Origin of the sequence: Campylobacter hepaticus, assembly GCF_001687475.2 — a bacterium.
Lineage (GTDB): Bacteria > Campylobacterota > Campylobacteria > Campylobacterales > Campylobacteraceae > Campylobacter_D > Campylobacter_D hepaticus.
Window position 1 is genome coordinate 288103 of the sequence record NZ_CP031611.1, and the last position, 24859, is coordinate 312961.

The following is a 24859-nucleotide window of genomic DNA, read 5'->3' on the forward strand; positions in this document are numbered from 1 at the left end:
TTTAATATGGAATTTCAAATCCATTTAATGTTTTTTGCTGGGATTACTTTGCTTGCTGTGTTAAATCCTTTTGGAAATTTAACACAGTTTTTAGCTATGAGTGATGGTTTATCTTTAAAACTTAGGAAAAAACTTTTTAGAACTATACTTTATACTGCTTTTGCAATAGTTTTAATATTTTTATTATCAGGACCTTTATTTATGAATTATATTTTTAGGGTTTCATTGGATGATTTAAGAATTTCTGGTGGTTTAGTACTTATTATAATGGCTATTAAAAATTTACTTTTTTCAACTAAGATTGCTATGAAAGACTTTAGTAATTATCAAAATATGGATGAAGAAGAACTTCTAAGACAGAGTTTAATTCCTATGGCTTTTCCTATGCTTGTTGGCCCTGGAACTTTGGCTAGTGTTATAGTTATATCAGAAGATAAGGGAGTTGATATTGCACTTGGGGGTATTGTTATAGCTTTTATTTTTATGTTTATTCTTTTTCATTTTGCAGCAACCATAGAAAAAATAGTTGGAAAATTAATTTTGCATATTTTTTCTCGTATAGCTCAAGTTTTTATTGTTGCTATGGGAATTAAAATGGTTATTACAGGTTTAAAAGATATATTTAATTTGTAAATATCTTACTAGGTGTTTTTATTTTTAATATATAACTTTTTAATTTATTGCTTATCAATTTATCTACTATAAAACTTTAAAATCAAGAATATCAAATTACTTATATAAAAATTATTTGAAATAACATATTGACAATTATCTATATAAAAGATTATAATATAAAAGATTATAATATATAGATAAATATCTATATAAAGGAGAAAAAATGGATTTTGAGTCAATATCAATAATATTTAAAGCATTATCTGATGTAAATAGATTAAAAATAGTTTCTTTATTAAGTGAAGGAGAAAAATGTGCTTGTGTTTTATTGGATAATTTTCAATTTAAGCAATCTACACTTTCTTATCATATGAAATTCCTTGCGGAGTCTAAAATTATTTATGCGCGTTCTGAGGGTAAATGGATGTATTATTCTTTAAATAAAGATAATTTAAATGTGATTATTGATACATTAAAATCTTTTAATAAGGAGTAAAAATGGAAAAATTGTATATTGTTTGGCAATTTATTGAGTCTCAAATTTTAGGAATGGAGTGGCTTAGTGTATTAATTACTAAATTATTATATTTTTTTAATATAGATCAAGTTTTTATTTATGATTGTATAAAAATATTTATCTTATTAGCCGTTTTAATTTTTATCATTTCTTATCTTCAAAGTTATTTTTCACCACAAAAAACCAAGCAAATACTTTCAAAATATAGCGGTTTAAAGGCAAGAATATTTTCAGCTTTATTAGGAACAATAACCCCTTTTTGTTCTTGTTCATCTATTCCAATTTTTATGGGATTTACAAGTGCAAGATTGCCAATAGGTGTAACTTTTGCATTTTTAATATCTTCTCCTATGGTAGATTTAGCATCAATTATACTACTTAGTTCAATATTTAATTTTAAAATTGCAATTTTATATATTTTTTTGGTTTATTACTTGCAGTTATTGGTGGAAGTTTGATTGAATATTTAAAAATGGATAGATATATTGAAGATTTTATAAAAAATATGCAATCAACTCAAATAGATATTATCGAGCAAAGTAAGATTGAAAAATTAGTTTATGCAAAAGAACAAGTAATTTTTACTATTAAAAGAGTGTATATTTATATTTTTATAGGGGTATTAATAGGAGCTTTAATTCATGGAGTGATTCCTCAAAGTTTTATACAAAGTATATTAGGTCAAGATAATCCTTTTGTTGTTGTTTTATCTACTTTATGCGGTATTCCTATTTATGCAGATATTTTTGGTACTCTTCCTATTGCTCAAAGTTTATTAGAAAAAGGTGTGGGTTTGGGAACTGTATTATCTTTTATGATGGCAGTAACTACTTTGAGTTTACCTTCTATTATTATGTTAAAGCGCGCACTTAAGCCTCAATTATTATCATTATTTGTTTTTATTTGTGTTATGGGAATAATTTTACTTGGTTATTTATTTAATTTTTTAGCACCATTTTTAAAATAATAAGGAGAATTGCAATGAAAATATTTAATTTATTTAAAAAACCTAGCCCATCTTCTTGTAAAGAAAAAGAAAATTCAAGCTGTAATTTAGAGATGCAATATAGTAAAATATTGTAAAAGTTTTGGGTTTAGGTTGTATTTCTTGTAAAACATTGTATGTTAAACTTCAAAAACTTATTGAAGAACTTAATTTAGATGTAAAATTAATTTATATTACAGATTTAAAACTTATTGCAAGCTATAATATTACGACTATGCCTATTTTAATTATCAATGAAAAAGTGATTTGTTATGGTAGAATACCTAATGATGAGAAGCTTAAAGAATTTGTTTTAAATAATATTAAAAAATAAATATATTTTTATATGACATTATTTTTATCATTTTATTTTTAAAATAAAATGATAAAAAATGTTTAACATAAGCAAATTAAAATAAATATGTTTTTATATTAAATTTTTAAAATTATTAAATCCGCTGTCTTGATTACATTTTTGTTTTAAAATATCTAAAAATTCTTTCCTAGGAATATTTTTTGCACCCATAAATTCTAAATGTTTATTATAAATTTGACAATCTATTATAAAATCATAAGGTTTTAGCAATTTACAAAGTTCAATCATGGCAATTTTAGATGCATTTTTTTTAAGACTTACCATGCTTTCCCCAAAAAAAACTTTGCCTAAAATTAAGCCGTAAATTCCTCCTATGAGTTCATTATTTTCATAAAGTTCTAGACTATGTGCATAACCTTGATGAAAAAGTTTGTTGTAAATTTCAATAAATTCATTATCTATCCAGCTTTGATCACGTTGATTTTTGCAAAGAGTGATTAATTTTAAGAAGTTATCATCAAGGCGTATTTCATAAAAAGAGATAAATTTTTTTATATTTTTTTGAATATGAATTTCTTCAGGTTTTAAAATACATCTTGGATCAGGACACCACCAAGTTGCAGGTTTGCTTGTCCATGGAAAAAGACCAAAGCTATAAGCTTTTAAAAGAAAATTAAGTTCTAAATTTGGACTTAAAAATACAGGTTTATCTTTAGGAGCATGAAGTAATTTAGAATATAAGTTCAAGTCCATTTTTCCCAAGTTTGATTTTGGCTATACCACCTTTTTTTAATTTTCCAAAAAGTATTTCATCGCTAATTTTTTCTCCAATTTCTTCTGAAATAATACGTTTTAAAAGCCTGACCCCAAATTCTTTATTATAGGCTTTTTTGGCAAGATATGTTTTTGTTTTTTCATCAGCAATTAGAGTGATATTTTTTAAATTTTTAGAAATTTCATTCAATTCTTTTTCAATAATTTTTGATAAAATTGCATCATTTAAATTGTTAAAATGCAAGATTTTATCAATTCTATTAATTAATTCAGGGGCAAAAAAATCCTTAATAGCACGCTTGCTTTTTTCTTCATTTTGGCTTAAAAATCCTAATTCATTGCTTTCTTTAAGACCTAAATTTGAAGTCATTATAATAATGGTATTTTTAAAATCTACTTTTAATCCTGCATTATCTGTAAGTTGGGCATTATCAAAAATTTGTAAAAAGGTATTTGTTAAATCAGGGTGTGCTTTTTCTATTTCATCAAATAGTACTAATGTGAAAGGATTTTTTCGTATAGCATTGCTTAAAAGTCCACCATCTTCATAACCTACATATCCAGCAGGAGATCCAATAAGTTTGCTTAAGGCATGTTTTTCTGCATACTCACTCATATCAAAACGTTCTAAATTTAATCCTAAATAATGAGCTAATGCTTTGCAAAGTTCTGTTTTTCCAACTCCACTTGAACCAGTAAATAAAAATATTCCACGTGGAGTATTAGAATTTTTAAATCCTGCAAAACTTTGTTTTAATGTTAAAACAAGACTATCTATAATTTCATCTTGTCCAAAAATTTTTGTTTTTAAGTTGGTATTTAAATTGAATAAAGCCTTATTTTGATCAAATTCAAACATTTTATGATGATGTGTCATTTTTGTTAAAACATTTTCTAAATCTTTTAAATTTGCATTTTTTTTAGCCTTTGTTTTTAAGGCAAAAGAGGCTCCAAGTTCGTCTATTAAGTCTATGGCACAATCAGGTAAAAATTTATCGTTAAAGAATTTTTTACCCCAAATAACAGCATATTCAAGAATTTCATCACTTAATTTTATATGGTGAAAATTTTCGTATTTGCTTCTTAGACCTTTAAGAATTTCTAAACTTTCTTCTTGAGTAGGTTCATCAACATTGATTTTGGCAAAGCGACGACTTAGAGGTTTATTTTTATCAAAGGTGTTTTTGTATTCTATAAAGGTTGTTGCACCTATACATTTTAAACTTCCATTGCTTAAAGCTGGTTTTAAAAGATTTGAAAAATCTGTATGTGATTCACCTGTACTTCCAGCTCCTACTATAGTATGAATTTCATCTATAAATAAAATAGCATTAGGTATTTTTTGAAGTTCATTTAAAATTTCTTTAATTCTTTTTTCAAAGTCTCCACGGTATTTTGTTCCTGAAAGTATACTAGCCATATCAAGACTAAAAATTCTTGCATTTTGTAAATTTTTAGGTACTTTTTTTTCACTAATAGCTAGTGCTAATCCTTCTATGATAGCAGTTTTTCCAACACCTGCTTCTCCAACTAAAATAGGATTATTTTTCTTGCGACGAGAAAGAATTTGCAATATTCTTTCTAATTCAAATTTTCTTCCTACTAAAGGATCGATTTTGCCATTTTGAGCTAATAATGTTAAATCGCTTGTGTAGGTATTTAAATTTTGTGTATCTTTATTATTTTTAAATTCTTGAATTTTTTCAAGATTGATGTGATGTTTTTTTAAGAGATAACTTGAATAAGATCTTTGATCTTGTATGAGTTGCTCTATGAAATCTATAATTTTTATTTCATCATTTTTATTTTTACATGATATTAAGATATCATTTAAAACAATAGATAATGTAGGTTCTATTTCTTGTTTTATTACTTGATTATTTTTTGAAATATAATTTTTTAATTCATTTTCTAAAAGATTTAAATCTCCATGTGAAAATTCCTCAAAAATGTCTTTAAAATCTATACTGAGTTTTAATAAAGCAAATAATACATGCTCGCAAGTAACAAATTCATGATGATTTATTAAACTTAAATTTTTAGCATTATCAAGATATTTTTGTAAATTTTCTTCATATTTCATTCTTCTTCTACCTTTACTTGTAAGGGAAAATTAGCAAGTTTAGCACTATCTATAACTTTTTTTTGTTTTGAAAGTGCTATTTCTTGAGTATAAATACCACAAATTCCAGACCCTTTATGATGAATTTCTAGCATAATTTTGCTAGCTTTTTCAAAATCTTGATGAAAAATATTCATTAATACTTCTATAACAAAATCCATAGTGGTTACATCATCATTAAGAAGTATAACTTTATACATCTTAGGTTCATTAAGTTTTGTTTGATCTAAAATTTGAATTTTTGGCATTATTTTCCTTTATAAATCTTATTTAAATCTTCTTGCATAAGTTCTGTAGGAATTTTACCAAGATAAAAATGGGTTGGGGTATAATTATTCCAATAATCGCTAAGTTCTTGGTAAATTCCATTTTTTAATACAACTTTAAAAGGTAGTTGTTCCATATTTTGATAATCTATGTCTTTTAAAATTTGAGCAATAATGCGATCATTAGATTTATCATTGCTTAAAAAATAATAAGCTCCATAATCATTGGCAAATTTTTTAACTGTTTCATCACTAACATTTTCAAAATGAGTTAATCCAATGATAATAAATTTATTAGAATTGCTTTTCCAAAGTTTACTAAGATCTAAAGCTTCTTCTTTACAAGGTGTGCAAAAAGTTCCAAAAAAATCAAACATAAGAATTTTATTTTCTTCGCCTTCTACTACAAAACCTTTTTGCGTTCTTATTAAAGTTTTGCTACCACCATTAATACTATTTAAAACTATTTTGTCACCTTTATGATATTCTTCAAACATAAAATCATTTTGAATTTTTTCCTTAGAGCAAGCATTTAAAAAAAATGCTAAACCTATTAAAATTACACTTAATTGTTTTTTCATCAAGATTATATCCTTTATTTATAATTTTTCATTGCAGCTTTAGCTTCTAAATCAGCTTGTTTTTTCTTTAAACTTTCACGTTTATCATGTAAATTTTTTCCTTTGGCTAAAGCAAGGGTTGTTTTAACTTTATTTTTTGTATTAAAATAAAAATCTAAAGCCACGATAGTATATCCTTGGATGCTTACTTTACCTAATAATTTATCAATTTGTTTTTTATGCATTAATAACTTTCTAGGCGCTTTTTCTTCATGTTTATAAAAATAATGACTTGTATTAAGCAAAGAAATATGGGCATTAAGTAGAAAAATTTCACCTTTTATAATACGAACGAAAGAATCTTTAAGATTTGCCCTTCCAGCTCGTAAAGCTACCACTTCACTTCCTTTTAAAACAAGTCCAGCTTCAAAGCGCTCAATAATACTATAATCAAATAAAGCTTTTTTGTTTCTTACAATAATTTTCATTTGCTAACCTTAAAAACGGTACTTCCACTCCCGCTTAAAAAGAAATCTTGTTTTAAATAAGACTTCATTTTAGGGTATAAATTTACACAAGGAGTAAATAAGTCATTTAGTTTTTCATTTTTAAAATTATGTAATAATTCTTTTGTACTAAGTTTTTTATAAATTTTAGCTTCCTTATTATTTTTCTCAAAATCAAAATTTGTTTTATCAAATTCATCATAAACGGCTTTAGTATGACAGGATATTTTAGGAAAAATCCAATTTAATTGAGGTATATCATCTTCAAATTCTTGTATGATTTCTCCACAAGAACTAACATTAGCTGCATTAAAACCACTCAGAAAAAAAGCAATATCGCTTCCTAATTCCATGCTTAAATCAATAAGTTTTTGTGTATTTAATTTTAAATTAAGAGTTTCATTCATAAGCTTTAAAAAAGTAGCACAATCACTACTACCACCTCCAAGTCCAGCACATATAGGAATATTTTTTGTAAGCTTTAAGCTTTTAGTACTAAATAATTCTTTTAATTCATTCTTATATGTTTTACAAAGCAGCAAATACGCTTTGTTAATAATATTATTTTCGCATTTAAAATCACTAATGATTTGGAATTCTTGTTTAGAATTTACTGGTTTGTCTACAAGTTCAAGTTCATCAAAAAGATCTTTTAAGAGTATAAAACGTGATTCTAAAAGATGATATTTTCTTAAGTCAAATCCAGTAAGTTTTAAAAAAATATTTGCTTTAGCATAAGCTTTCATTTGATTAGTTTTTTACTCAAAACATCTAATTTTATATCATTTTGAATTACAGAATGTAGGTTTTCATCTTTAACTTGTTGTACAAGTTCTTTACGTAAAATCATAAGAGATTTTGGAGCTTGTATGCCTATTTTAGCATAACCTTTACCTGTTTGTATTAATTTTATTTCTATGCCTTCACCAATAATTATACTTTCATTTTCTTTTCTTGATAATATTAACATTTTTCAACCTTATTTAAAAGATATTTTACTGTATTTTCTTTAATATTGATTATACTAAAGTATTTTTTTGTTTGAATATAATAATCTCCTTCATCATGAAATTGTAAATCTTCAATGAAAATTTTAGTACCATTTTCAAGTTTATTTAAATCTTTGATAAAATTAGGTTTTAAATTAAGATATTTTAATATATTTAAACTTTTTTCATTTTCATAGATAAAATCACCTTCTTTAATCCGTTCTAAAGAGCTTAAAGTAGCATGAATATTTAATTTTTTAGCAAAAAGTTCACAATAAGATCTTATATAAGCTCCTTCGCTAACAGTTATTTCTATATTTAAAAAAGGATGATTATAGCTTAGAATTTTGCAATTAAAAATTTCCATTTGACAAGATTTTAAATTAGCTTTTAAACCTTTTTTTGCTAATTTATAAGCCCGAATCCCATTTATTTTTTTAGCGCTAAATTGCGGTGGTATGTAAGAAATTTTTCCTTGCATTTGATGAATAAGATGATTTAATTTTTCAAGATTAAATGCTTGTAAGATTTTAATTTCTTGAATATTTTGATCATCAAGACTTAAAGAATGTGTACCAAGCCATAAGGTAGCTTTGTAAGTTTTTGGAGTTTTTCTTAAAAAACGAAATAATTTTGTATATTGTCCAAAGGCCACGATTAAAACTCCTTTTGCAAAAGGATCTAAAGTGCCAGAATAACCTGCTTTTTTATTTTGATATTTTTTTTTAAGTTGATTTAAAAAAGCATTAGAGCTTAAAGTTCTAGGTTTAAAGGCTACAAAAATTTTATTCATATAACTTTTTCTACAAAACTTGCTATAATCATACGCATTATGCCTCCAAAATTAATATTAAGTTTTGTTTCTTTATCGTTTTGATTGATTTGAACAATTCTACCAATACCAAAAATTTTATGTTTTACTAAATCTCCTTTATGAAAAGAAGTTTTATTCTTGTGCGATGAATCAGTGTTATTTAATAGACTTTCTTGTAGAAAACGACTAGGACTGATATTTGTTCTTAAACCATTATGAAAACGGGAATTTGCAAGACTTAGGGTTAGAGATTTTTTAGCACGAGTAATAGCAACATAGGCAAGACGACGTTCTTCTTCAAGATTTGCTTCGTGATTTAAAGGAAAAAAACCCTCATCAAAACCTATTATAAAAACATGGTCAAATTCTAAGCCTTTGCTAGCATGAATACTCATTAAACAAACACATTCTTCATCCAAGCCATCTTGATCACTTAATAAAGAAATTTCGCTTAGTAATTCTTCTAAAGTGGCATCAGGTTTTTCTTTAAGTTTATCCTTTAAGTTAGCATAAAATTCATCAAGATTGCGAACTCTTTCATCTGCTTCATCTTGTTTTGAAAAATAATCTTTAATTTTAAATAATTTTTCTATATTATCAAAAAGATCTTTTAAATTATCAAAACTCCTTAATATATGGATATTTTGTATAAAGATATTTGCTTCATTTTGAGCTTTTTTACTAGATAAAATTCCTATACCATTGTCATTTTCGCATAGGGCATCAAAAAGTGAAATTTGATGTTTTTGTGCATATTCTTCTAGTTTTATTAAGGCTTTTGAACCTATAGATCTTTTAGGGCGATTAATGATACGTTTAAATGCTAGATCATCATTAGGATTAAAAACAAGTCTTAGATAACAAATAAGATCTTTGATTTCTAATCTTTCATAAAAGCGCATCCCACTAAGTAATTTATAAGCAATTTTTTCTTTCATGAAAGTTTCTTCTATAGCTCTTGATAGAGCATTTACACGAAATAAAATAGCAATTTCTCTAGCTTCAATTCCAGAATTTAATAAATTTTTTACTTTTTGTGCTATACATAAGCTTTCAGTTTTTTCATTTTCATTTTTTAAAACTTTAACGCTTTCACCTGTTTGTTTGGTACAAATTAAATTTTTTCCTAATCTTTGTTTGTTATGAGCTATAAGGTTATTAGCAGCTTGTAAAATAGTTCCTACAGATCGGTAATTTTGTTCTAATTTTACAAGTTTAACATTGCTAAATTCATTTTTAAAATTTAAAATATTTTCAATTTTAGCCCCACGCCAACTATAAATACTTTGATCATCATCACCTACAACAGTAATATTTTCATGGGCATAGGAGAGATTTTTTAGAATTTTATATTGTAGGGTATTTGTATCTTGATATTCATCAACTGTAATATAGCGGTAAAGTAAGCTTTGTTCTTTAGCAAAATTCTTGTCGTTTTCTAAAATAATATTGCTCAATAATAAAAGATCATCAAAATCTACAAAATTATATTTTAATAAGTATTCTTCATAAGCATGATAATAATTAGCAATTTTATTCATAATTTGATATTTTTCAAAACTATGTTCTTTTAATAAATTTAAATCTTGAAATATATCTTTGGATCTTTTGCTTTCATTTTTAAAATAAGATATATATTTAATAATATCATAAACATTATCTTGATTTTTATCAAAAATTAAATCTTTAATGATTTTTTTAGTATCATCAGTATCTATAACAACAAAATTATTTTTTCGTTGTAATCTTTCAAAATGAAGTTTTAAAAATAAAAGTCCAAATTTATGAAAAGTGCAAAGTAAAGGGTTTTCGTTTCCTTTTAGAAAACTTAGTGCTCTATTTCGCATAATATTTGCTGCTTTATTTGTAAAAGTTAGAGTAAGAGTGTTATAAGAGGGTATGCCTACTTCACCAATTAAATAAGCAAGACGTGTTGTAATGGTTTTTGTTTTTCCGCTACCTGCGCCTGCTAAGATAAGCATAGCTCCATCAATATGCGTTACAGCTTCTTTTTGATTTTTATTTAAGTCTTTGAACAAATTCATTTTTTAAAAATATCTTTATTTTTAGGATTATTAAGAAATATTGTTTTTGATTTTTCAGAACTGTCATTTTGTTTGCGTTTATATAAGCTAAAATTAACAAAAATAATATTATTTTCTACCTGAATTTGTGTAATTGCCCCTAAATCAACTTTTACAAAACTGTCAAAATCATCATTACCAAAACCAGCATGAAATTGAATATAATCTTTTGTCAATTGGATGGATTTAAAAGTATATCCTCCAAGAGCAAAAAGAGTATAAGGGTTTTGTTTAAGATCTAATTCTTTGGGAAGCTCGGGATTAAAATCTATAAATTTTGTATTAACAACTATAGAAAATTCTATATTTTTTTGAGTTAAAATCGTAATAATTTCATAACAATATTTTTGCATGGTAATGATAAAATCATTATCTTGTAAAATTTTATCTAACATGTTTTTAACTCCATAAATTCATCAATTAATTTTTTAATTTCTTTTATGCCTATTTCCCAAAAATTTTCATCTTCTATGTCAAAACCAAACATTTTTACGAGATCTTTAGGGCTTACACTACCACCTAAAGAGAGCATTTTTATATAAAGTTCTTTAAAATTAGGGCATTTTTCACTTTTATAAAGTCCATAAAGCGCTAAGACTAAAAGTTGTGCATAAGCATAAGCATAACAATAAAAAGGTGAATGAATAAAATGAGGAATATAGCTCCACCAAAAAGCATAGTTTTTTGTAAGTTTTACGCTATCTTGAAACATTTTTTGTGATTCTTCTATCCAAATTTTATTTAATTCTTCAGTGCTGAGTTCGTTTTCTTGGGCATGTAAACGTCTTTCAAAACAAGTAAAATTAATTTGCCTATAAAAAGTTGCGAAAATATCTTCAATTTTATTTGCATATAGTGATAAAAGTTCTTCTTTTTTGAGTTTATCTTTAATAAAGTCAAAAACTAACATTTCAGCAAAAACTGAAGCGGTTTCTGCTGTAGTTAAAGGTGTGTTTTGATTTAAATAGCTTACATTATAAGAAAGTTGTTGATGAATAGTGTGCCCTAATTCATGAGCAAGTGTAAAAAGATCACGTCTTTTATTAGTGTAATTTAATAAAATAAAAGGATGAGCATCTGCAGTAGCAGAATGTGAAAAAGCTCCACCTTGTTTATTCTCTTGAGGATAGACATCTATCCAACCTTGATTAAAAGCATTGTTTGCTATTTCATAAAATTGAGGTGAAAAAGTTTTAAAGGCTTCTAAAATAATATTTTTACTGGTTTGAAAATCAAAATGAGCTTCTTTGCCAATGGGTGCATATCTATCATAATCTTTTAATTCATCATAACCTAAAATTTGTTTTTTTCTTTTATAAAATTGTGATACTAAGTTAAAATGCTTTTGTGCACTTAAAATTAAGGAGTCTACGCTTTTTTGAGAAATTTGATTGCTAATATGCCTTGAAATTTCAGCATTTTCATAACCTCTTAGTAAGGATATATTTTTTCTTTCTGTTTTAATCATATTAATAATAAAACTTAAAAGTTTGCTATTTTTTTGTAAAGCTTTGGTAAATTTTTTAGCTGCTTTTTTACGTATTGTTCTATCTGCATCATACATTTTACTTAAGATTTCTTCTTCGCTAAGTTTTTTACCTTCAAATGGAATTTTTAAAGCACTCATGTTTTCATCAAATAGTCTGCTAAAAGCGTTTGCACCTGTGTTGGAGAGATAAAGCATGATGCGTTCTTCATTTTTACTAAGATTGTAGCGTTTATTTTGGAGTAAATTAGCAAGGTAAAAACTGTAATCTTGACAAAAATTCACTAATTCCTGAGCTTTTTTAGATTCTAATTCACAAAATTCAAGTTCAAAAAAAAGCAAATTTTCTTCAATTTTTTTACATTCTTCTTCATATTTAGCATAAAAAGATCCATTTTGAGTATTTTTTGCAAAAAGCAAATAGGCATAAGTCATAATTTTGCCAAGGGCTTGATTTAAATTTTCATAATCTTTTAAAGCTTGTAAAAATTCTTTAGTACCTAATGTTTGAAGTTTATTTTCATAATTTTTTTTAAAATTTAAACTGGTTTGGATGTGTTTTTGAGTAAAATTTTTTAATTCGTCTTTGTTTTTAAATAAAGTACTTAAATCCCATTCTAACATATTTTATCCTTTGTTTTCTAATATTAATTTTTTAAGAATAGCCATTCTAATAGCAATACCATTTTTTACTTGTTTTAAAATTAAAGTTCTTTTATCTTGCATCATTGTATCGCTGATATCTATATTACGATTTACAGGACCTGGATGTAATAAAATGAGTTTTTTGTTTTTAATAAGATTTTTTTGAATACAAAAATCATTAGCATAGTCTTGAAGTGAAGCATAAACAATTTTATTGTGCCTTTCAGTTTGCGTTCTAAGACTCATAATAATGTCTGAGTTTTCTATAATATCTTTATCTAACTGATAAAATTGTTTAAGATGAGTCTTAGGCATAAAATGTGGAGGTCCAATTAAATTAATATCAAGACCAAATCTTGTTAAAAGTTCTATATTAGAGCTTGCAACGCGTGAATTTTTAATATCTCCTACTATACTAATTTTTTTATTTTTGATATTGCCATTAAAATGATTATAAATAGTAAATAAATCTAATAAAGCTTGAGTAGGGTGAGCATGTTTTCCATCTCCTGCGTTAATAATAGGACAGTGTACATATTTTGTAAGCATGAAAGGGGCGCCTGAATTTGCATGTCTTATTATAATAGCATCAGGATTCATAGCATCTAAATTTGCAACAGTGTCATAAAGTGTTTCGCCCTTGCTTGAGCTTGATCTTGAAACATCAAGACGTAAAACTTTAGCGCCTAATCTTTGTGCGGCACTTTCAAACGATGAAAGTGTACGTGTTGAGTTTTCAAAAAAAATAGTTATAATTTGTTTACCTTCAAGGTAGCTTCTAGCTTGTTCATCTAAGAAATCTTTCGCTTCTTTAAAAATTTGCATGATTTCATTTTTGTTTAAATCTTTTGTGCTAAGGAGATGACGCATATTTTTTACCTTATTTTATATTATAATTTAATTTATTTTTGGAACAAATTGCAGTAAAAAGAACATCTGTAGAACTATTTAAAGCAGTTTCAACACTATCTTGAATAATGCCTATAATAAAACCTATAGCCACAACTTTCATTGTTATATCATAATCAATGTTAAACAAAGAACAAGCTAGAGGTACAAGTAATAAAGAACCACCTGATAAAAAAGCTTGTAAAAGACTAATTTCTATACCAACAGTATTAGCTGCACTTAAACTTAAAATTGCTATAGTAATGGCTGCTCCAGCCATATTGATATTTGCGCCCAAAGGTATAGCAAGACTATAAAATTCTTTATCTATACCGAGTTTGGAACAAAGTGTCATATTTACAGGAATATTTGCCGCTGAGCTTCTTGTAAAAAAAGCAAAAAATGCACTGTGTTTTAGACAAATAAAAATTAGGGGAAAAGGATTTTTTTTGGTATAGCAAAAAACTATTAAGGTATTAATTACAAAATTAACAAAAAGCATAGTACTTACAAGTAAAAATAATACTTTAACATAACTTAATAAACCTTGTGTTCCTGTTTGTGCGACAGAATTAGCTACAAGCCCAAAAATTCCAAAAGGTGCAAGTTTTACGATAAATTGAACAATTTTTAAAACTCCTTCATTAAGATTTGTAAAGATTTGTTTAGTTTGTATAGAACAATGTCTTAAAGCAATACCTCCAGCTATAGCCCAAGTTAAAATACCAAGGTAATTTCCATTAGCAAGAGCATGAACAGGATTGTCAACAATTTTTAATAAAAGTTCTTTAAAAATCTCGGCAATATTTGCAGGAGAGGGATTTGTAGCAATTTGAATATTTTCTAAAACAAGAGTTACAGGAAAGAAAAAATTAGCAAAAACTGCACATGCTGAAGCAATAAAAGTAGCTATAATGTAAAGTATAATAATATTTTTAATCTTACGACTCTGTCCAGAGAAATTTTTAGTACAAATTGAAGATAAAATTAAGATAAAAACGAGTATAGGAGCAATAGCTTTTAAGGCATTGATAAATAAAATTCCTAATAAATTAGCTATTTGAGCTAAATCTTTTGAAAATATACTTAGTATAGTTCCTAGAACAATACTTGTGCAAATTTGGAGTATTAAATTTCCTTTAGCATATTTTTGGATCCATTTTGAAAACATGATAACCTTTAAACAAAATTATAGTTTTGATTTTATCTAACTTAAGCTTAATTTTTGTAAATATTACTTTGTTAAGAGGGTGTTTTGTGCCACTTAATTTTGAAAATAAGTAAAATTATTATTTTTATAAAAATAGTTTATAGTGCTTTTTATAAGATATTTTTATTTTAATAAATTAAATAAACAATTAAAGTTTATTAAAATTAAGCTTTAGCAAGTTTAATTAAGTTAGAATGTCATTTTATTTTTTAATTTAAACAAAAGGACTTTTTATGTATCTATTCACTTCAGAAGTCGTAAGCGCAGGTCATCCAGATAAATGTGCTGATATAATCGCTGATACAATAGTGGATATACTCTTGAAAAATGACAAAAATTCAAGAGTGGCGAGTGAGGTTTTTGTCGCAGGAAATAAGGTTGTGATAGGTGGTGAGGTAAAATCAAATCACAAGCTTAGTAAAGCTGATTACGATAATTTAGTTAAAGATGTTTTAAAAAACATAGGATATGATGGAGCAGGATACTTTAGCAAGGATCAATGTTTACATCCTGATGAGGTTGATGTAATGGTGTTTTTAAATGAACAAAGTCCAGATATCAATCAAGGCGTAGATCAAGAAGATGGAGAAACAGGTGCAGGAGATCAAGGTATTATGTTTGGTTTTGCAAGTTGTGAAGCAGACGAATATATGCCAGCAGCTATTAGTTATGCTAGAATGCTTTGTGATAAGGTGTATGCTTATGCAAAAACTCATCCACATGAACTTGGAGTAGATATTAAAACCCAAGTGACGATTGATTATGGCACTAAAGCAAATTTTGAAAATTGTAATCCTCAAAGTATTCATACTATAGTTGTTTCTGCACCTTGTGTTGCAAGTATGAATATACAAGATTTAAGATCTTTAGTAATGAAATTGATTTTAGATAGTAATTTGCCGCAAGAGCTTTTTAACCCTGAGCAAACTAAAATTTTAATTAATCCAACAGGTAAATATGTTAATCATTCTTCTTTGCATGATAGCGGTTTAACAGGAAGAAAGCTTATAGTTGATAGTTTTGGGGGTTATTCACCAATAGGTGGAGGTGCACAATCTAGTAAAGATTATACTAAAGTAGATAGAAGTGGTCTTTATGCGGCTAGATGGCTTGCTAAAAATATAGTTGCAGCAGGGCTTGCTAAAAAATGTATAGTTCAGCTTAGTTATGCTATAGGTGTTGCAAAACCAACTTCTATCAGTGTTGATTGTATGGGGACAAATGCAAGTGTAAACGATGATATTTTAAGTGAATTTGTAATGGAAAATTTTGCATTAACACCAAATTGGATCCGTGATAAATTCCATTTAGATAAACCAAGTAAAGATACTTTTCTTTATGCAGATGTAGCAGCACGTGGACAAGTAGGACAAAAAGATTATCCTTGGGAGAAGCTTGACGCTTTAGAAAAATTTAAAAGTCTACTTTAATTTTTTAAATATGCAAACTTAAGAAATCTAGGTTTGCATATTAGTCAATAATTAATTTGACTTAGAGGGATATTTATAAAAATATCCCCCATAAATATAAAAGTTAGGAAGGAGGCTAAATAAATTTTTTATTTAGCTGGGGCAAAAACCCCTCTAAGTCAAATGCTTTATGTAATTATAAAACATAATAACTTAAATTACCTTAAAACCAAAATGATAATATTATTTTTTTTAAAAATTAAAATTTTCATTCAAGAATTTTTTCCATTCTTCAATCAATCTTTTTTTTGGTAATATGATTATACTTTCTTTAGCATTTGTTGCATGATAAACACTAACACCATATTTACTTGAATAAAATTTCATTAAGAGTTGTTGTAATTTATATTCAGTACTATTATTAAACCAGGCGTTATTACTTAAAGCTATAATAATTTGTGAATTTTTATAATTACGTTCTTTTGTAGCTTCATAGCAAATGGCATTAGTAATGATTTGATTGTTAAGTTGATATTTGCTTTGTATTGGACCTGGTGTAAATTCTTCAATATTTTTTAAAAAGTATTTTTTTATAAAATTTGCAAAAAATGGAATTTTCTCTCCAAAAGGAACTAGAAAATGTTTATTTAAAATATAAACATGACCTTGTTTAAAAATATAAGTACTATTATAAACAAGATTTTTTTCGACATTAAATGCTCCTGTGATAATAGTAATGCGATGAGATAAATTTTTAAGTATAGATTCATATTGGGTATTTTTTAAATTAAATGCAAAGGCAGTTTCAGGCAAGATTATAAGTTGTTTTTTTTCTTCTATAGCTTGTATAATTTGTTTGATTAAATCATTAGAATGAAAGATAAGATTTGCTTGTAAAAATTTTTGATCTTGAGAAATGTTGGTATTGATAAGTTTGTATTTTACATTAAGGGTTGAGGCAACTTTTTCATTATATTGAAATCCTATAAAAAATAAAATAATAATTATAGCTATTTTGTAATATCTTGAAATGTAGCCTTCGTAAATAAAATAAGCCATTAAAAATAAGGAAATAATACCACGATAACTTGGATCAAAAAAACCATATACTGTAAAAATACCCCAATTAAGCCAATCAAAACCAAGTGGATGAATAAAACTTAAGCAAAAAATTCCACATAGCCTTAAAAAGTCAAATTTTAATAAATAACATAAACTAAAAAGTGTGCCATAAACAAGACCAATAATAAGAGGTATGATGAAGGTTAAATAGTTTAAATTAAAATAAATTGAAGATAAGCCTAGCCACCAAAACCAGAGAATTCCTACAAAAAAACCTATCCAAAAATAATTTTTAGCATTTTTATTTTTCAATAATAAAATTAAGCCCCAAATTGCAAGAAAAGGACTTATAGTTTGGGTAAAAAGATTTTCAAAAAATGATAAATAAATAGAATTTGAGAGTAAAATTGCAATAAAAAAGACTTTTATTATTTTAAAAATGATAGAATTAGTATTTATTTTTTTTGGGATAAAGGAAAAATATGGCAGAAAATTCAATTTTAACTTCATTGTTACCTCTTGTAGTGTTATTTGCGATTTTTTATTTTTTGGTTATTAGACCTCAACAAAAACAAGCAAAAGCACATAAACAAATGCTTGAATCCTTGCAAAAAGGAGATAAAATCATCACCAACGGTGGATTAATTTGTGAGGTGGTTAAACCAGAGCAAGATTTTATCAAAGTTAAGCTTAATGAAGATAATGTTATTGTAAAAATTTCACGAGAATTTATAGCAAAGAAAATTGATGCGTAGTGTTAAAATCAGCTATCGCTTGATTGTTTTTATAGGGGTATTTGTTTTTGGAATAATATTTTCACTCCCTTCTTTTTTTCAATCACAATATGGAGCTAAAATTAACCTAGGACTTGATTTACAAGGTGGTCTTTATATGCTTTTGGGTGTAGATAATAAAGAAGCTGTAAATTCAAAAATCAAATCAATTGCATCTTCATTAAATTATTCTTTTAATAAAGAAAACATACTAAATGATGGTTTAAGTATCCATGATAATATTTTAGAATTTATTTTACTTGATAATGCTGATATTGCAAAGGTTGAAAATTTACTTCAAGAAATTAAAGGAATTCATGTGCAAAGTGAAAATATGCATTATAAAATTTCTTTTCTTCCTGAAGAAGTAAAAAATATAGAAAATTTTGCACTTTTACAAGCAGTTGAAACTATAAGAAATCGTTTAGATCAGTTTGGTTTAGCAGAGCCAACTGTAGCTAAACAGGGTGAAGATAAGATTTTAGTTGAACTTGCAGGTATTAAAACTAAAGAGGATGAATTAAGGGCAAAAGAACGTATTACAAAAGCAGCTCATTTGCAATTAATGGAAGTAGATGATTCAAAAATGAATCAAGCTTCAAATATGAGTGATGCTGAAGCAGCAAGTTATGGCATTGTTTTACTTCCTGATTCTCGTAATCCTAATATAAAATATCCATTAAAAAGTATCCCCGTACTTGATGGTTCTATGCTTACTGATGCTAGAGTAGGTTTTAGTGATAAAAGCACTTATCCTGTGATTAATTTTACTTTAAATGCAGAGGGATCTAGAAAATTTGCTGATTATACAGGAGCTAATATTGGAAAGCGTCTTGCAATTGTGCTTGATAATAAGGTATATTCTGCTCCTTCTATTAATGAGCGTATAGGTGGAGGTAGTGGACAAATTAGTGGATCTTTTACTCAAGAAGAAGCGCATGATGTGGCTGTGGCTTTAAGAAGTGGAGCTTTAATTGCACCTGTAAAGCTTCTTGAGCAAAGAAGTATAGGTCCATCTTTAGGTGCTGATAGTATTAAAATGAGTATGATAGCTTTAATGGGTGCATCTGTATTTATTGTTATATTTATGATAATGTATTATGGTGTAGCTGGAATTTTTGCTAATATTGCTATGCTTGTTAATGTTTTAGTGGTTATAGCTATTATGGCAATGTTTGGAGCTACTTTAACTTTACCAGGAATGGCAGGGTTGGTTTTAACTGTGGGAATGGCTGTTGATGCCAATGTTATTATAAATGAGCGTATTCGAGAGCTTTTACGTGATGGAGTGGGTATAAGATCAAGCATAGAGCAAGGTTATAAAAATGCTATGAGTGCAATTATAGATTCAAATCTTACTTCTCTTGTAACTTCTGTGGTTCTTTATGCTTATGGAACAGGAGCAGTTAAAGGTTTTGCTGTGACTTTGGGTATTGGTATTGTTGTTTCTATGATTACAGCAATTTGGGGAACGCATGGAATGTTTGATTATTTTATGGATTATATTGAGAAAAGTAAAAATACAAGATTTTGGTTTGCTTATAGGAGAAAATAATGCAATTTTTTAGGGAAAAGAAAATTTATGATTTTATGAAAATACGTTTTATTGCTATTTCTTTTTCTTTTATTTTGTTTTTTGGTTCTATTTATTTGCTTTTAGATAGAGGATTGCAGTATGGTATCGATTTTAGTGGAGGAACTTTAGTTCAAATAAAATATGACAACAAAGCTCCTATAGAAGAAATTCGTGAAATTTTAGAAAAACAAGGCACTTTTCAAAATTTATCTGTAACTGAATTTGGAAGCAATGAGGAAGTAACTATACGTTTTTTAGGAAGCAATGATAATGTTAGTAGTGATATTAGTGAACATATGAGTTTTCTTTTAAAAGATACAGGAAAATTTGAAATACGTCGTGCTGATATAGTGGGACCAAAAGTAGGTGATGAGCTTAGAAATAAAGGTTTAATGGCTATAGTGGTGTCTTTAGTGGCAATTTTAATTTATATAGCTGTGCGTTTTGAGTGGCGTTTTGCTCTTGCGGCTATTATTAGTGAAATTCATGATGTTGTTATTACTCTAGGAGCCATTGCTTTATTTCAAATTGATGTTAATTTAGATACTTTAGCCGCTGTTTTAACTGTACTTGGTTATTCTTTAAATGACACTATTATTATTTTTGATAGAATTAGAGAAAATATTAAGACAAGTAAAAAAAATGAACTTGCATCTATTATTAATGAAAGTGTTTCAGCAACTTTATCAAGAACAGTGTTAACTTCAGGACTTACCTTAGCTACAGTTATTATACTTTATTTTTTTGGTGGAGAAATGATACAAGGTTTTTCTTTGGCTTTAATTGTGGGTATAACTATAGGGACTTTGAGTTCTATTTTTGTAGCAAGTCCAACTTTATTATGGTTTAAATTTAGTGTGCTTGATTTTAGAAATAAAGAAATAGAAAAAATAAAAAGAAAGCAAGAAAAAGAACGTCATCGTGCTATGTATGAAAAAGGGATGGTGTAAGGAGAAATTATGGCTTATAAAGCAAGTTTAATAGAAAAAAAGTGGCAAAAAATTTGGGATGAAAATAAATGTTTTGAGCCAAAAGATGATTTAACTTTGCCTAAAAAATATATTTTATCTATGTTTCCTTATCCTAGTGGTCGTATTCATATGGGGCATGTAAGAAATTATACTATAGGAGATGCTTTAGCTAGATATTATCGTAAAATAGGTTTTAATGTTTTACATCCTATAGGTTTTGATAGTTTTGGTATGCCTGCTGAAAATGCTGCAATCAAACATAAAATTCATCCAAAAACATGGACTTATGAAAATATAGCTTATATGAAAAATGAGCTTTTTAATTTAGGTTTTTCTTTTTCTAAAAAAAGAATACTTGCAACTTCAGATCCTATTTATACAAAATTTGAACAAGAATTATTTATTAAAATGTTTGAAAAGGGTTTGATTTATACCAAAGAAGCTAATGTAAATTGGTGTGAAAAAGATCAAACTGTTTTGGCTAATGAGCAAGTAGAAGATGGAAAATGTTGGCGTTGTGGCCATGAGGTGATACAAAAAAAAATGCCAGGATATTATGTTAAGATTACTGCTTATGCACAAGAGCTTTTAAAAGATCTAGATCAATTAAAAGACAAGTGGCCAAATCAAGTTTTAACTATGCAAGAAAATTGGATAGGAAAAAGTGAAGGTTTGAAGTTTTCTTTAAATTTAGATGAAGAAAGTCAACAAAAAATTGGTGTAAAATCTTTAGAAGTTTTTACAACTAGAGCAGATACTATTTATGGAGTATCTTATATTGCTTTAGCACCAGAACATGAAATTGTTCAAAATTTGCTTTTAAAAGCTGTTTTAGATCAAAATGTAATAAATAAAATTAAAATGATTTGTAATCAAAGCCAAAGAGAAAGACAAAGTGCACAAAAAGAAGGATATTTTTTAGGAATTCATGCCATTCATCCTTTAACAAAAGAAAAAATTCCTTTATGGGTAGCTAATTTTGTTTTATTTGATTATGGTAGTGGTGCGGTAATGGCAGTTCCAGCTCATGATGAGAGGGATTTTGAATTTGCAAAAAAATATAATCTTAATATAAAAGAAGTCATTAAAACTCAAGAAAATTTACCTTATACTCATAAAATAGGTACTCTTATTAATAGTGAAGAATTTGATAATCTTGAGTGTAATGAGGCAAGATCAAAAATTATATCTAAATTTGAAAATGAAAAAATAGGAAAAAGAGTTATTAATTTTAAAATTCGTGATTGGGGTGTTTCACGCCAAAGATATTGGGGTGCACCTATTCCTATGATTCAATGTCAAAATTGTGGTGTAGTTCCTCAAAAATTAGAAAATCTTCCTATTATTTTGCCAGATGATGTTGAAATTACAGGTGAAGGAAATCCATTAGATAGGCATCCAACTTGGAAAATGTGCATTTGTCCAAAATGTGGTAAACAAGCACAAAAAGAAAGTGATACTTTAGATACATTTTTTGAGAGTTCATGGTATTTTGCACGTTTTGCAAGTGATGAAAATACTTGGGAAGATAAAGTTTTAGATGAAAAAAGTGTGCAATATTGGATGAATGTGGATCAATATATAGGTGGTATTGAGCATGCTATTTTGCATTTACTTTATGCTAGATTTTTTCAAAAAGTTTTAAGAGATTTAGGGTATTTAACTCAAGATGAACCTTTTAATAGACTTTTAACTCAGGGTATGGTTTTAAAAAATGGGGTTAAAATGTCAAAATCTAAAGGAAATGTTGTAGATCCTGATGAAATTGTTGAAAAATATGGTGCTGATACGGCAAGACTTTTTATACTTTTTGCTGCACCCCCGGCTAAAGAATTAGAATGGAATGATGATGCACTTGAAGGTGCTTATAGATTTATTTGTAAGCTTTATGATAGGGCGCAAAATGTGAAAAAAGGTGTATTATTAAAATTAAATCAAGAAGATTTAAATAAAGAAGAAAAATATGCAAGGTTAAAAGTTTATGAAGCTTTAAAAAAATCTTTTGAAGTATATCACCAAAGTTTTGCTTTTAATACTTTAATTGCAGCTTGTATGGAAGCTTTAAATGCATTAGGAGTTTGCAAAAATGAAGCTTTAGAACAAGAAGCATTTTATATTATTTTAAATATTTTAGAACCTATTATTCCTCATATTTGTTTTGAACTTAGCAAAGAACTTTTTGATTGTAAAAATTTTACAAAATTAGAATTAAAAGAAGAGGTTTTTATTAAAGATAGTGTAATTTTAGTAGTAAGTATTAATGGCAAAAAAAGAGTTGAATTTGAGGTTTCAAATACAACTAGTGAAAAAGAAATTTTAATGCTTGCAAAAGAACATGTAGCAAAATGGCTTGAAGGTAAAAGTATCATTAAAGAGATTTATGTAAAGGATAAATTAGTTAATTTGGTGATTAAATGAAAAAAATTTTAGTTTGTTGTATAGTTTTATTTTTACATGCTTGTGGTTATATTCCTACTTCAAAAATTGCTAATAATATTTTTGATGAAAAAGTTTATGTTAATGTTGAATTAAGCCAACAAGATCCAAGAAATAGTATTTTTGTGGCAGATACTTTAAAAGAAATGGTGATTTCAAAATTAGGACGCAAGCTTGCTTTAAAACATGAAGCTGATGATGTGATTAATGTTAAAATGAATAATTTAGAATTTATTCCTTTAGCCTATGATAAGCATGGTTATGTTATTAGCTATAAAGCTAAGTTAAATTTAGATTTTAATGTAGTTTTTAAAGATGGAACAAGTCAAACTTTTAGTACAAGTGGGACTTATAATTTTGAAATTTCGCCTAATAGCATTATTAGCGATTCTGCACGATATGAGGCTATTCGATCAGCTTCTGGTGAAGCATTTGATGAATTTATTTCAGTAATAGCTATCAAAGGGCAAAGGCGTGATACCAAATATTAATGAAATAGCAAAGCAAACTTTAATTGTATTAAAAGAAAGAAAATTAAAACCTACTCCTGAAAATTATACAGAAATTTTTGAAGAAATTTCTTCAAAATATGGTATTACAAGTTCAAATAAGATAAAGCTTGATAAATATAAAGCCTTGCTTTTGCCAATTTATCAGCAAGAATTAGATTTAAAAACAGTGCGGAATTTAGAAGAATTGGTGAGTTTTTTGATTTCTATTTTAAATAGACAAAGTGGAAAGCAATTTAGTGAATTTTTTGAATTATTAACTTTGATATCTAAAATTTTGCAAATAAGTAAAGATAAAAAAATAAAAGAATTAGCTAGAATAACTTCAATTCGGATTTCTAAAACAATGGATAGTGAAAATATTTATTTACTTTCTAAAAAATGGAAAGAACTTGAAAATAGTTATGAAGAAAGCGATTTAGAAGAGCAACTTCGAAAATATGGTATTAATAAACATGATGATTATGATAGTGTCATTAAAAAGCTTTTAACAAAACTTCAAAAACACGGTGATGAGTATTTTGCTCATTTATTATCTTTAGGTTTGAAACCTTCATTGGTACAAGATTTAAAAATTCAAACTTTTATGCAAAATTTAATGCAAAAACCTTTTATAATAAATGAAGATAATTTTAAAACTGAATTGATGCAATTAATTAATTACCGTTTAGCAGTTGATAATATGTATGTACAAAAAAATTTAAATTTTTTTAATGATAATTTAAAAAAAATTGAAGAATTACTTTTTTTACTTGATAAATCTTATGAAAGTAATATAGATTTTATTCATTCTTTAAAAGCTGATGAAAATGGGAAAATAAGGCTTAGTTTTGAAGATTTGAAGTTAAAATTTCAACGACTTGGAGAAAAAATTACATCTTTACACAATCAAATCCAATTTGCTCAAAATATAGAAGAAAGAGAAGCTTGGAATGTGTTTAAAGAACTTGATAAGATGGATGAAAATTTTAATAAATATAAGGTTAATTATTCTTTAGTTTTATTTTCTATAACTAATTATCTTTTTATTATGGAAAAATATGGTATAGGAAGTTTAAATGAGATCTTTGTGCGTTTTAAAAAAATTCTTAAAGATTCTTGTAGTGAATTGGATGAGCTTTGGATGATAGATGAAAAAAGTTATTTAATCATATCTCCTGGAAAAAGTAAAGATGAAATGACTCAGCTTATTGCAAAAAATCTTAGAGCTATAGAAAATTTTAGATTTATTCATAAGCAAGATATTATCACCCCTAAAATTCATGTGACTTATCTTGATAAACAAAGTAAACCTAATATGAATCTTTTAGAAGAACTAATGAAGCAAATTACAATAATAAAGTGAG

The 24859-nt window shown here is 26.7% G+C and carries 24 protein-coding genes and 1 pseudogene; 11 read left to right on the plus strand and 14 right to left on the minus strand.

What is annotated here, in order from left to right; genetic code table 11:
- Positions 1-6 precede the first annotated feature (6 nt).
- The 4 genes and pseudogenes from A2J15_RS01420 (at position 7) to A2J15_RS01435 (ending at position 2451) form a co-directional block, all read left to right on the plus strand.
- A complete protein-coding gene (locus tag A2J15_RS01420; protein ID WP_116980515.1) occupies positions 7-633 on the plus strand; it encodes a MarC family protein in 627 nt (208 codons plus the stop codon).
- Positions 634-838: 205 nt separating this feature from the next.
- Positions 839-1111, plus strand: a complete 273-nt coding sequence (locus tag A2J15_RS01425) for an ArsR/SmtB family transcription factor (RefSeq protein ID WP_066778696.1) — start codon at positions 839-841, stop codon at positions 1109-1111.
- Between the two features lie 53 nt (positions 1112-1164).
- Positions 1165-2099: pseudogene (locus A2J15_RS01430) on the plus strand (permease).
- A 121-nt stretch (positions 2100-2220) separates the two neighbouring features.
- Positions 2221-2451, plus strand: coding sequence for a thioredoxin family protein (locus tag A2J15_RS01435; protein ID WP_152778851.1), 231 nt, complete (start codon positions 2221-2223; stop codon positions 2449-2451).
- A gap of 93 nt (positions 2452-2544) precedes the next feature.
- Here A2J15_RS01435 and aat read toward each other — a convergent pair whose 3' ends face one another.
- Genes aat through sstT form a run of 13 tightly spaced genes read right to left on the minus strand, consistent with a single transcriptional unit; the run spans position 2545 to position 14738 of the window.
- Positions 2545-3186: a leucyl/phenylalanyl-tRNA--protein transferase gene (gene aat / locus A2J15_RS01440; RefSeq protein ID WP_066778701.1), complete on the minus strand. Its 642-nt coding sequence runs from the start codon at positions 3184-3186 to the stop codon at positions 2545-2547.
- A complete protein-coding gene (locus A2J15_RS01445) occupies positions 3164-5290 on the minus strand; it encodes an AAA family ATPase (protein WP_066778703.1) in 2127 nt (708 codons plus the stop codon). Before A2J15_RS01445 ends, aat begins: the two co-directional genes overlap by 23 nt.
- Positions 5287-5577, minus strand: a complete 291-nt coding sequence (locus tag A2J15_RS01450; RefSeq protein ID WP_066778706.1) for an ATP-dependent Clp protease adaptor ClpS — start codon at positions 5575-5577, stop codon at positions 5287-5289. The genes A2J15_RS01445 and A2J15_RS01450 overlap by 4 nt, the downstream gene beginning before the upstream one ends.
- Entirely contained in the window at positions 5577-6176 is a 600-nt protein-coding gene (locus A2J15_RS01455) for a thioredoxin domain-containing protein (protein WP_066778707.1), read from the minus strand. Before A2J15_RS01455 ends, A2J15_RS01450 begins: the two co-directional genes overlap by 1 nt.
- A 14-nt stretch (positions 6177-6190) precedes the next feature.
- Positions 6191-6643 (minus strand): SsrA-binding protein SmpB, encoded by a 453-nt coding sequence (smpB, locus tag A2J15_RS01460; RefSeq protein WP_066778708.1) that lies wholly within the window; start codon positions 6641-6643, stop codon positions 6191-6193.
- Positions 6640-7407: a 4-(cytidine 5'-diphospho)-2-C-methyl-D-erythritol kinase gene (locus A2J15_RS01465; RefSeq protein ID WP_066778710.1), complete on the minus strand. Its 768-nt coding sequence runs from the start codon at positions 7405-7407 to the stop codon at positions 6640-6642. Before A2J15_RS01465 ends, smpB begins: the two co-directional genes overlap by 4 nt.
- Positions 7404-7631, minus strand: coding sequence for a carbon storage regulator (locus tag A2J15_RS01470; RefSeq protein ID WP_066778713.1), 228 nt, complete (start codon positions 7629-7631; stop codon positions 7404-7406). Before A2J15_RS01470 ends, A2J15_RS01465 begins: the two co-directional genes overlap by 4 nt.
- Positions 7625-8443, minus strand: a complete 819-nt coding sequence (truB, locus tag A2J15_RS01475; protein WP_066778714.1) for a tRNA pseudouridine(55) synthase TruB — start codon at positions 8441-8443, stop codon at positions 7625-7627. The genes A2J15_RS01470 and truB overlap by 7 nt, the downstream gene beginning before the upstream one ends.
- A complete protein-coding gene (locus tag A2J15_RS01480) occupies positions 8440-10509 on the minus strand; it encodes an ATP-dependent helicase (RefSeq protein ID WP_066778716.1) in 2070 nt (689 codons plus the stop codon). Before A2J15_RS01480 ends, truB begins: the two co-directional genes overlap by 4 nt.
- Positions 10506-10943 carry a hypothetical protein gene (locus tag A2J15_RS01485; RefSeq protein WP_066778719.1) on the minus strand — a complete coding sequence of 146 codons (438 nt, stop codon included), beginning with the start codon at positions 10941-10943 and terminating at the stop codon, positions 10506-10508. The genes A2J15_RS01480 and A2J15_RS01485 overlap by 4 nt, the downstream gene beginning before the upstream one ends.
- The gene (locus A2J15_RS01490; RefSeq protein ID WP_066778721.1) at positions 10937-12658 is read right to left on the minus strand and encodes a M3 family oligoendopeptidase; all 1722 of its coding nucleotides are present in this window, start codon (positions 12656-12658) and stop codon (positions 10937-10939) included. Before A2J15_RS01490 ends, A2J15_RS01485 begins: the two co-directional genes overlap by 7 nt.
- A gap of 3 nt (positions 12659-12661) precedes the next feature.
- A complete protein-coding gene (locus A2J15_RS01495; protein WP_066778727.1) occupies positions 12662-13549 on the minus strand; it encodes an aspartate carbamoyltransferase catalytic subunit in 888 nt (295 codons plus the stop codon).
- Positions 13550-13559: 10 nt separating this feature from the next.
- A complete protein-coding gene (gene sstT / locus A2J15_RS01500) occupies positions 13560-14738 on the minus strand; it encodes a serine/threonine transporter SstT (RefSeq protein ID WP_066778729.1) in 1179 nt (392 codons plus the stop codon).
- Between the two features lie 272 nt (positions 14739-15010).
- On the opposite strand from sstT, the gene metK reads away from it, so the two are divergent.
- Positions 15011-16207 carry a methionine adenosyltransferase gene (gene metK, locus A2J15_RS01505; RefSeq protein WP_066778736.1) on the plus strand — a complete coding sequence of 399 codons (1197 nt, stop codon included), beginning with the start codon at positions 15011-15013 and terminating at the stop codon, positions 16205-16207.
- Between the two features lie 231 nt (positions 16208-16438).
- Here metK and A2J15_RS01510 read toward each other — a convergent pair whose 3' ends face one another.
- On the minus strand, positions 16439-17758 hold the full coding sequence (locus tag A2J15_RS01510; protein WP_066778740.1) for an apolipoprotein N-acyltransferase: 1320 nt from the start codon (positions 17756-17758) through the stop codon (positions 16439-16441).
- On the opposite strand from A2J15_RS01510, the gene yajC reads away from it, so the two are divergent.
- Genes yajC through A2J15_RS01540 form a run of 6 tightly spaced genes read left to right on the plus strand, consistent with a single transcriptional unit; the run spans position 17731 to position 24858 of the window.
- Positions 17731-18003, plus strand: a complete 273-nt coding sequence (yajC, locus tag A2J15_RS01515) for a preprotein translocase subunit YajC (protein ID WP_066778744.1) — start codon at positions 17731-17733, stop codon at positions 18001-18003. The genes A2J15_RS01510 and yajC overlap by 28 nt on opposite strands.
- The gene (gene secD / locus A2J15_RS01520) at positions 17996-19576 is read left to right on the plus strand and encodes a protein translocase subunit SecD (protein ID WP_066778745.1); all 1581 of its coding nucleotides are present in this window, start codon (positions 17996-17998) and stop codon (positions 19574-19576) included. The genes yajC and secD overlap by 8 nt, the downstream gene beginning before the upstream one ends.
- Positions 19576-20547, plus strand: coding sequence for a protein translocase subunit SecF (secF, locus tag A2J15_RS01525; protein ID WP_066778746.1), 972 nt, complete (start codon positions 19576-19578; stop codon positions 20545-20547). The genes secD and secF overlap by 1 nt, the downstream gene beginning before the upstream one ends.
- Before the next feature lie 9 nt (positions 20548-20556).
- A complete protein-coding gene (leuS, locus tag A2J15_RS01530) occupies positions 20557-22986 on the plus strand; it encodes a leucine--tRNA ligase (RefSeq protein WP_066778750.1) in 2430 nt (809 codons plus the stop codon).
- Positions 22983-23495, plus strand: a complete 513-nt coding sequence (gene lptE / locus A2J15_RS01535) for an LPS assembly lipoprotein LptE (protein WP_066778751.1) — start codon at positions 22983-22985, stop codon at positions 23493-23495. Before leuS ends, lptE begins: the two co-directional genes overlap by 4 nt.
- A complete protein-coding gene (locus A2J15_RS01540) occupies positions 23479-24858 on the plus strand; it encodes a hypothetical protein (protein ID WP_066778754.1) in 1380 nt (459 codons plus the stop codon). The genes lptE and A2J15_RS01540 overlap by 17 nt, the downstream gene beginning before the upstream one ends.
- The last annotated feature ends 1 nt before the right edge of the window (position 24859 follow it).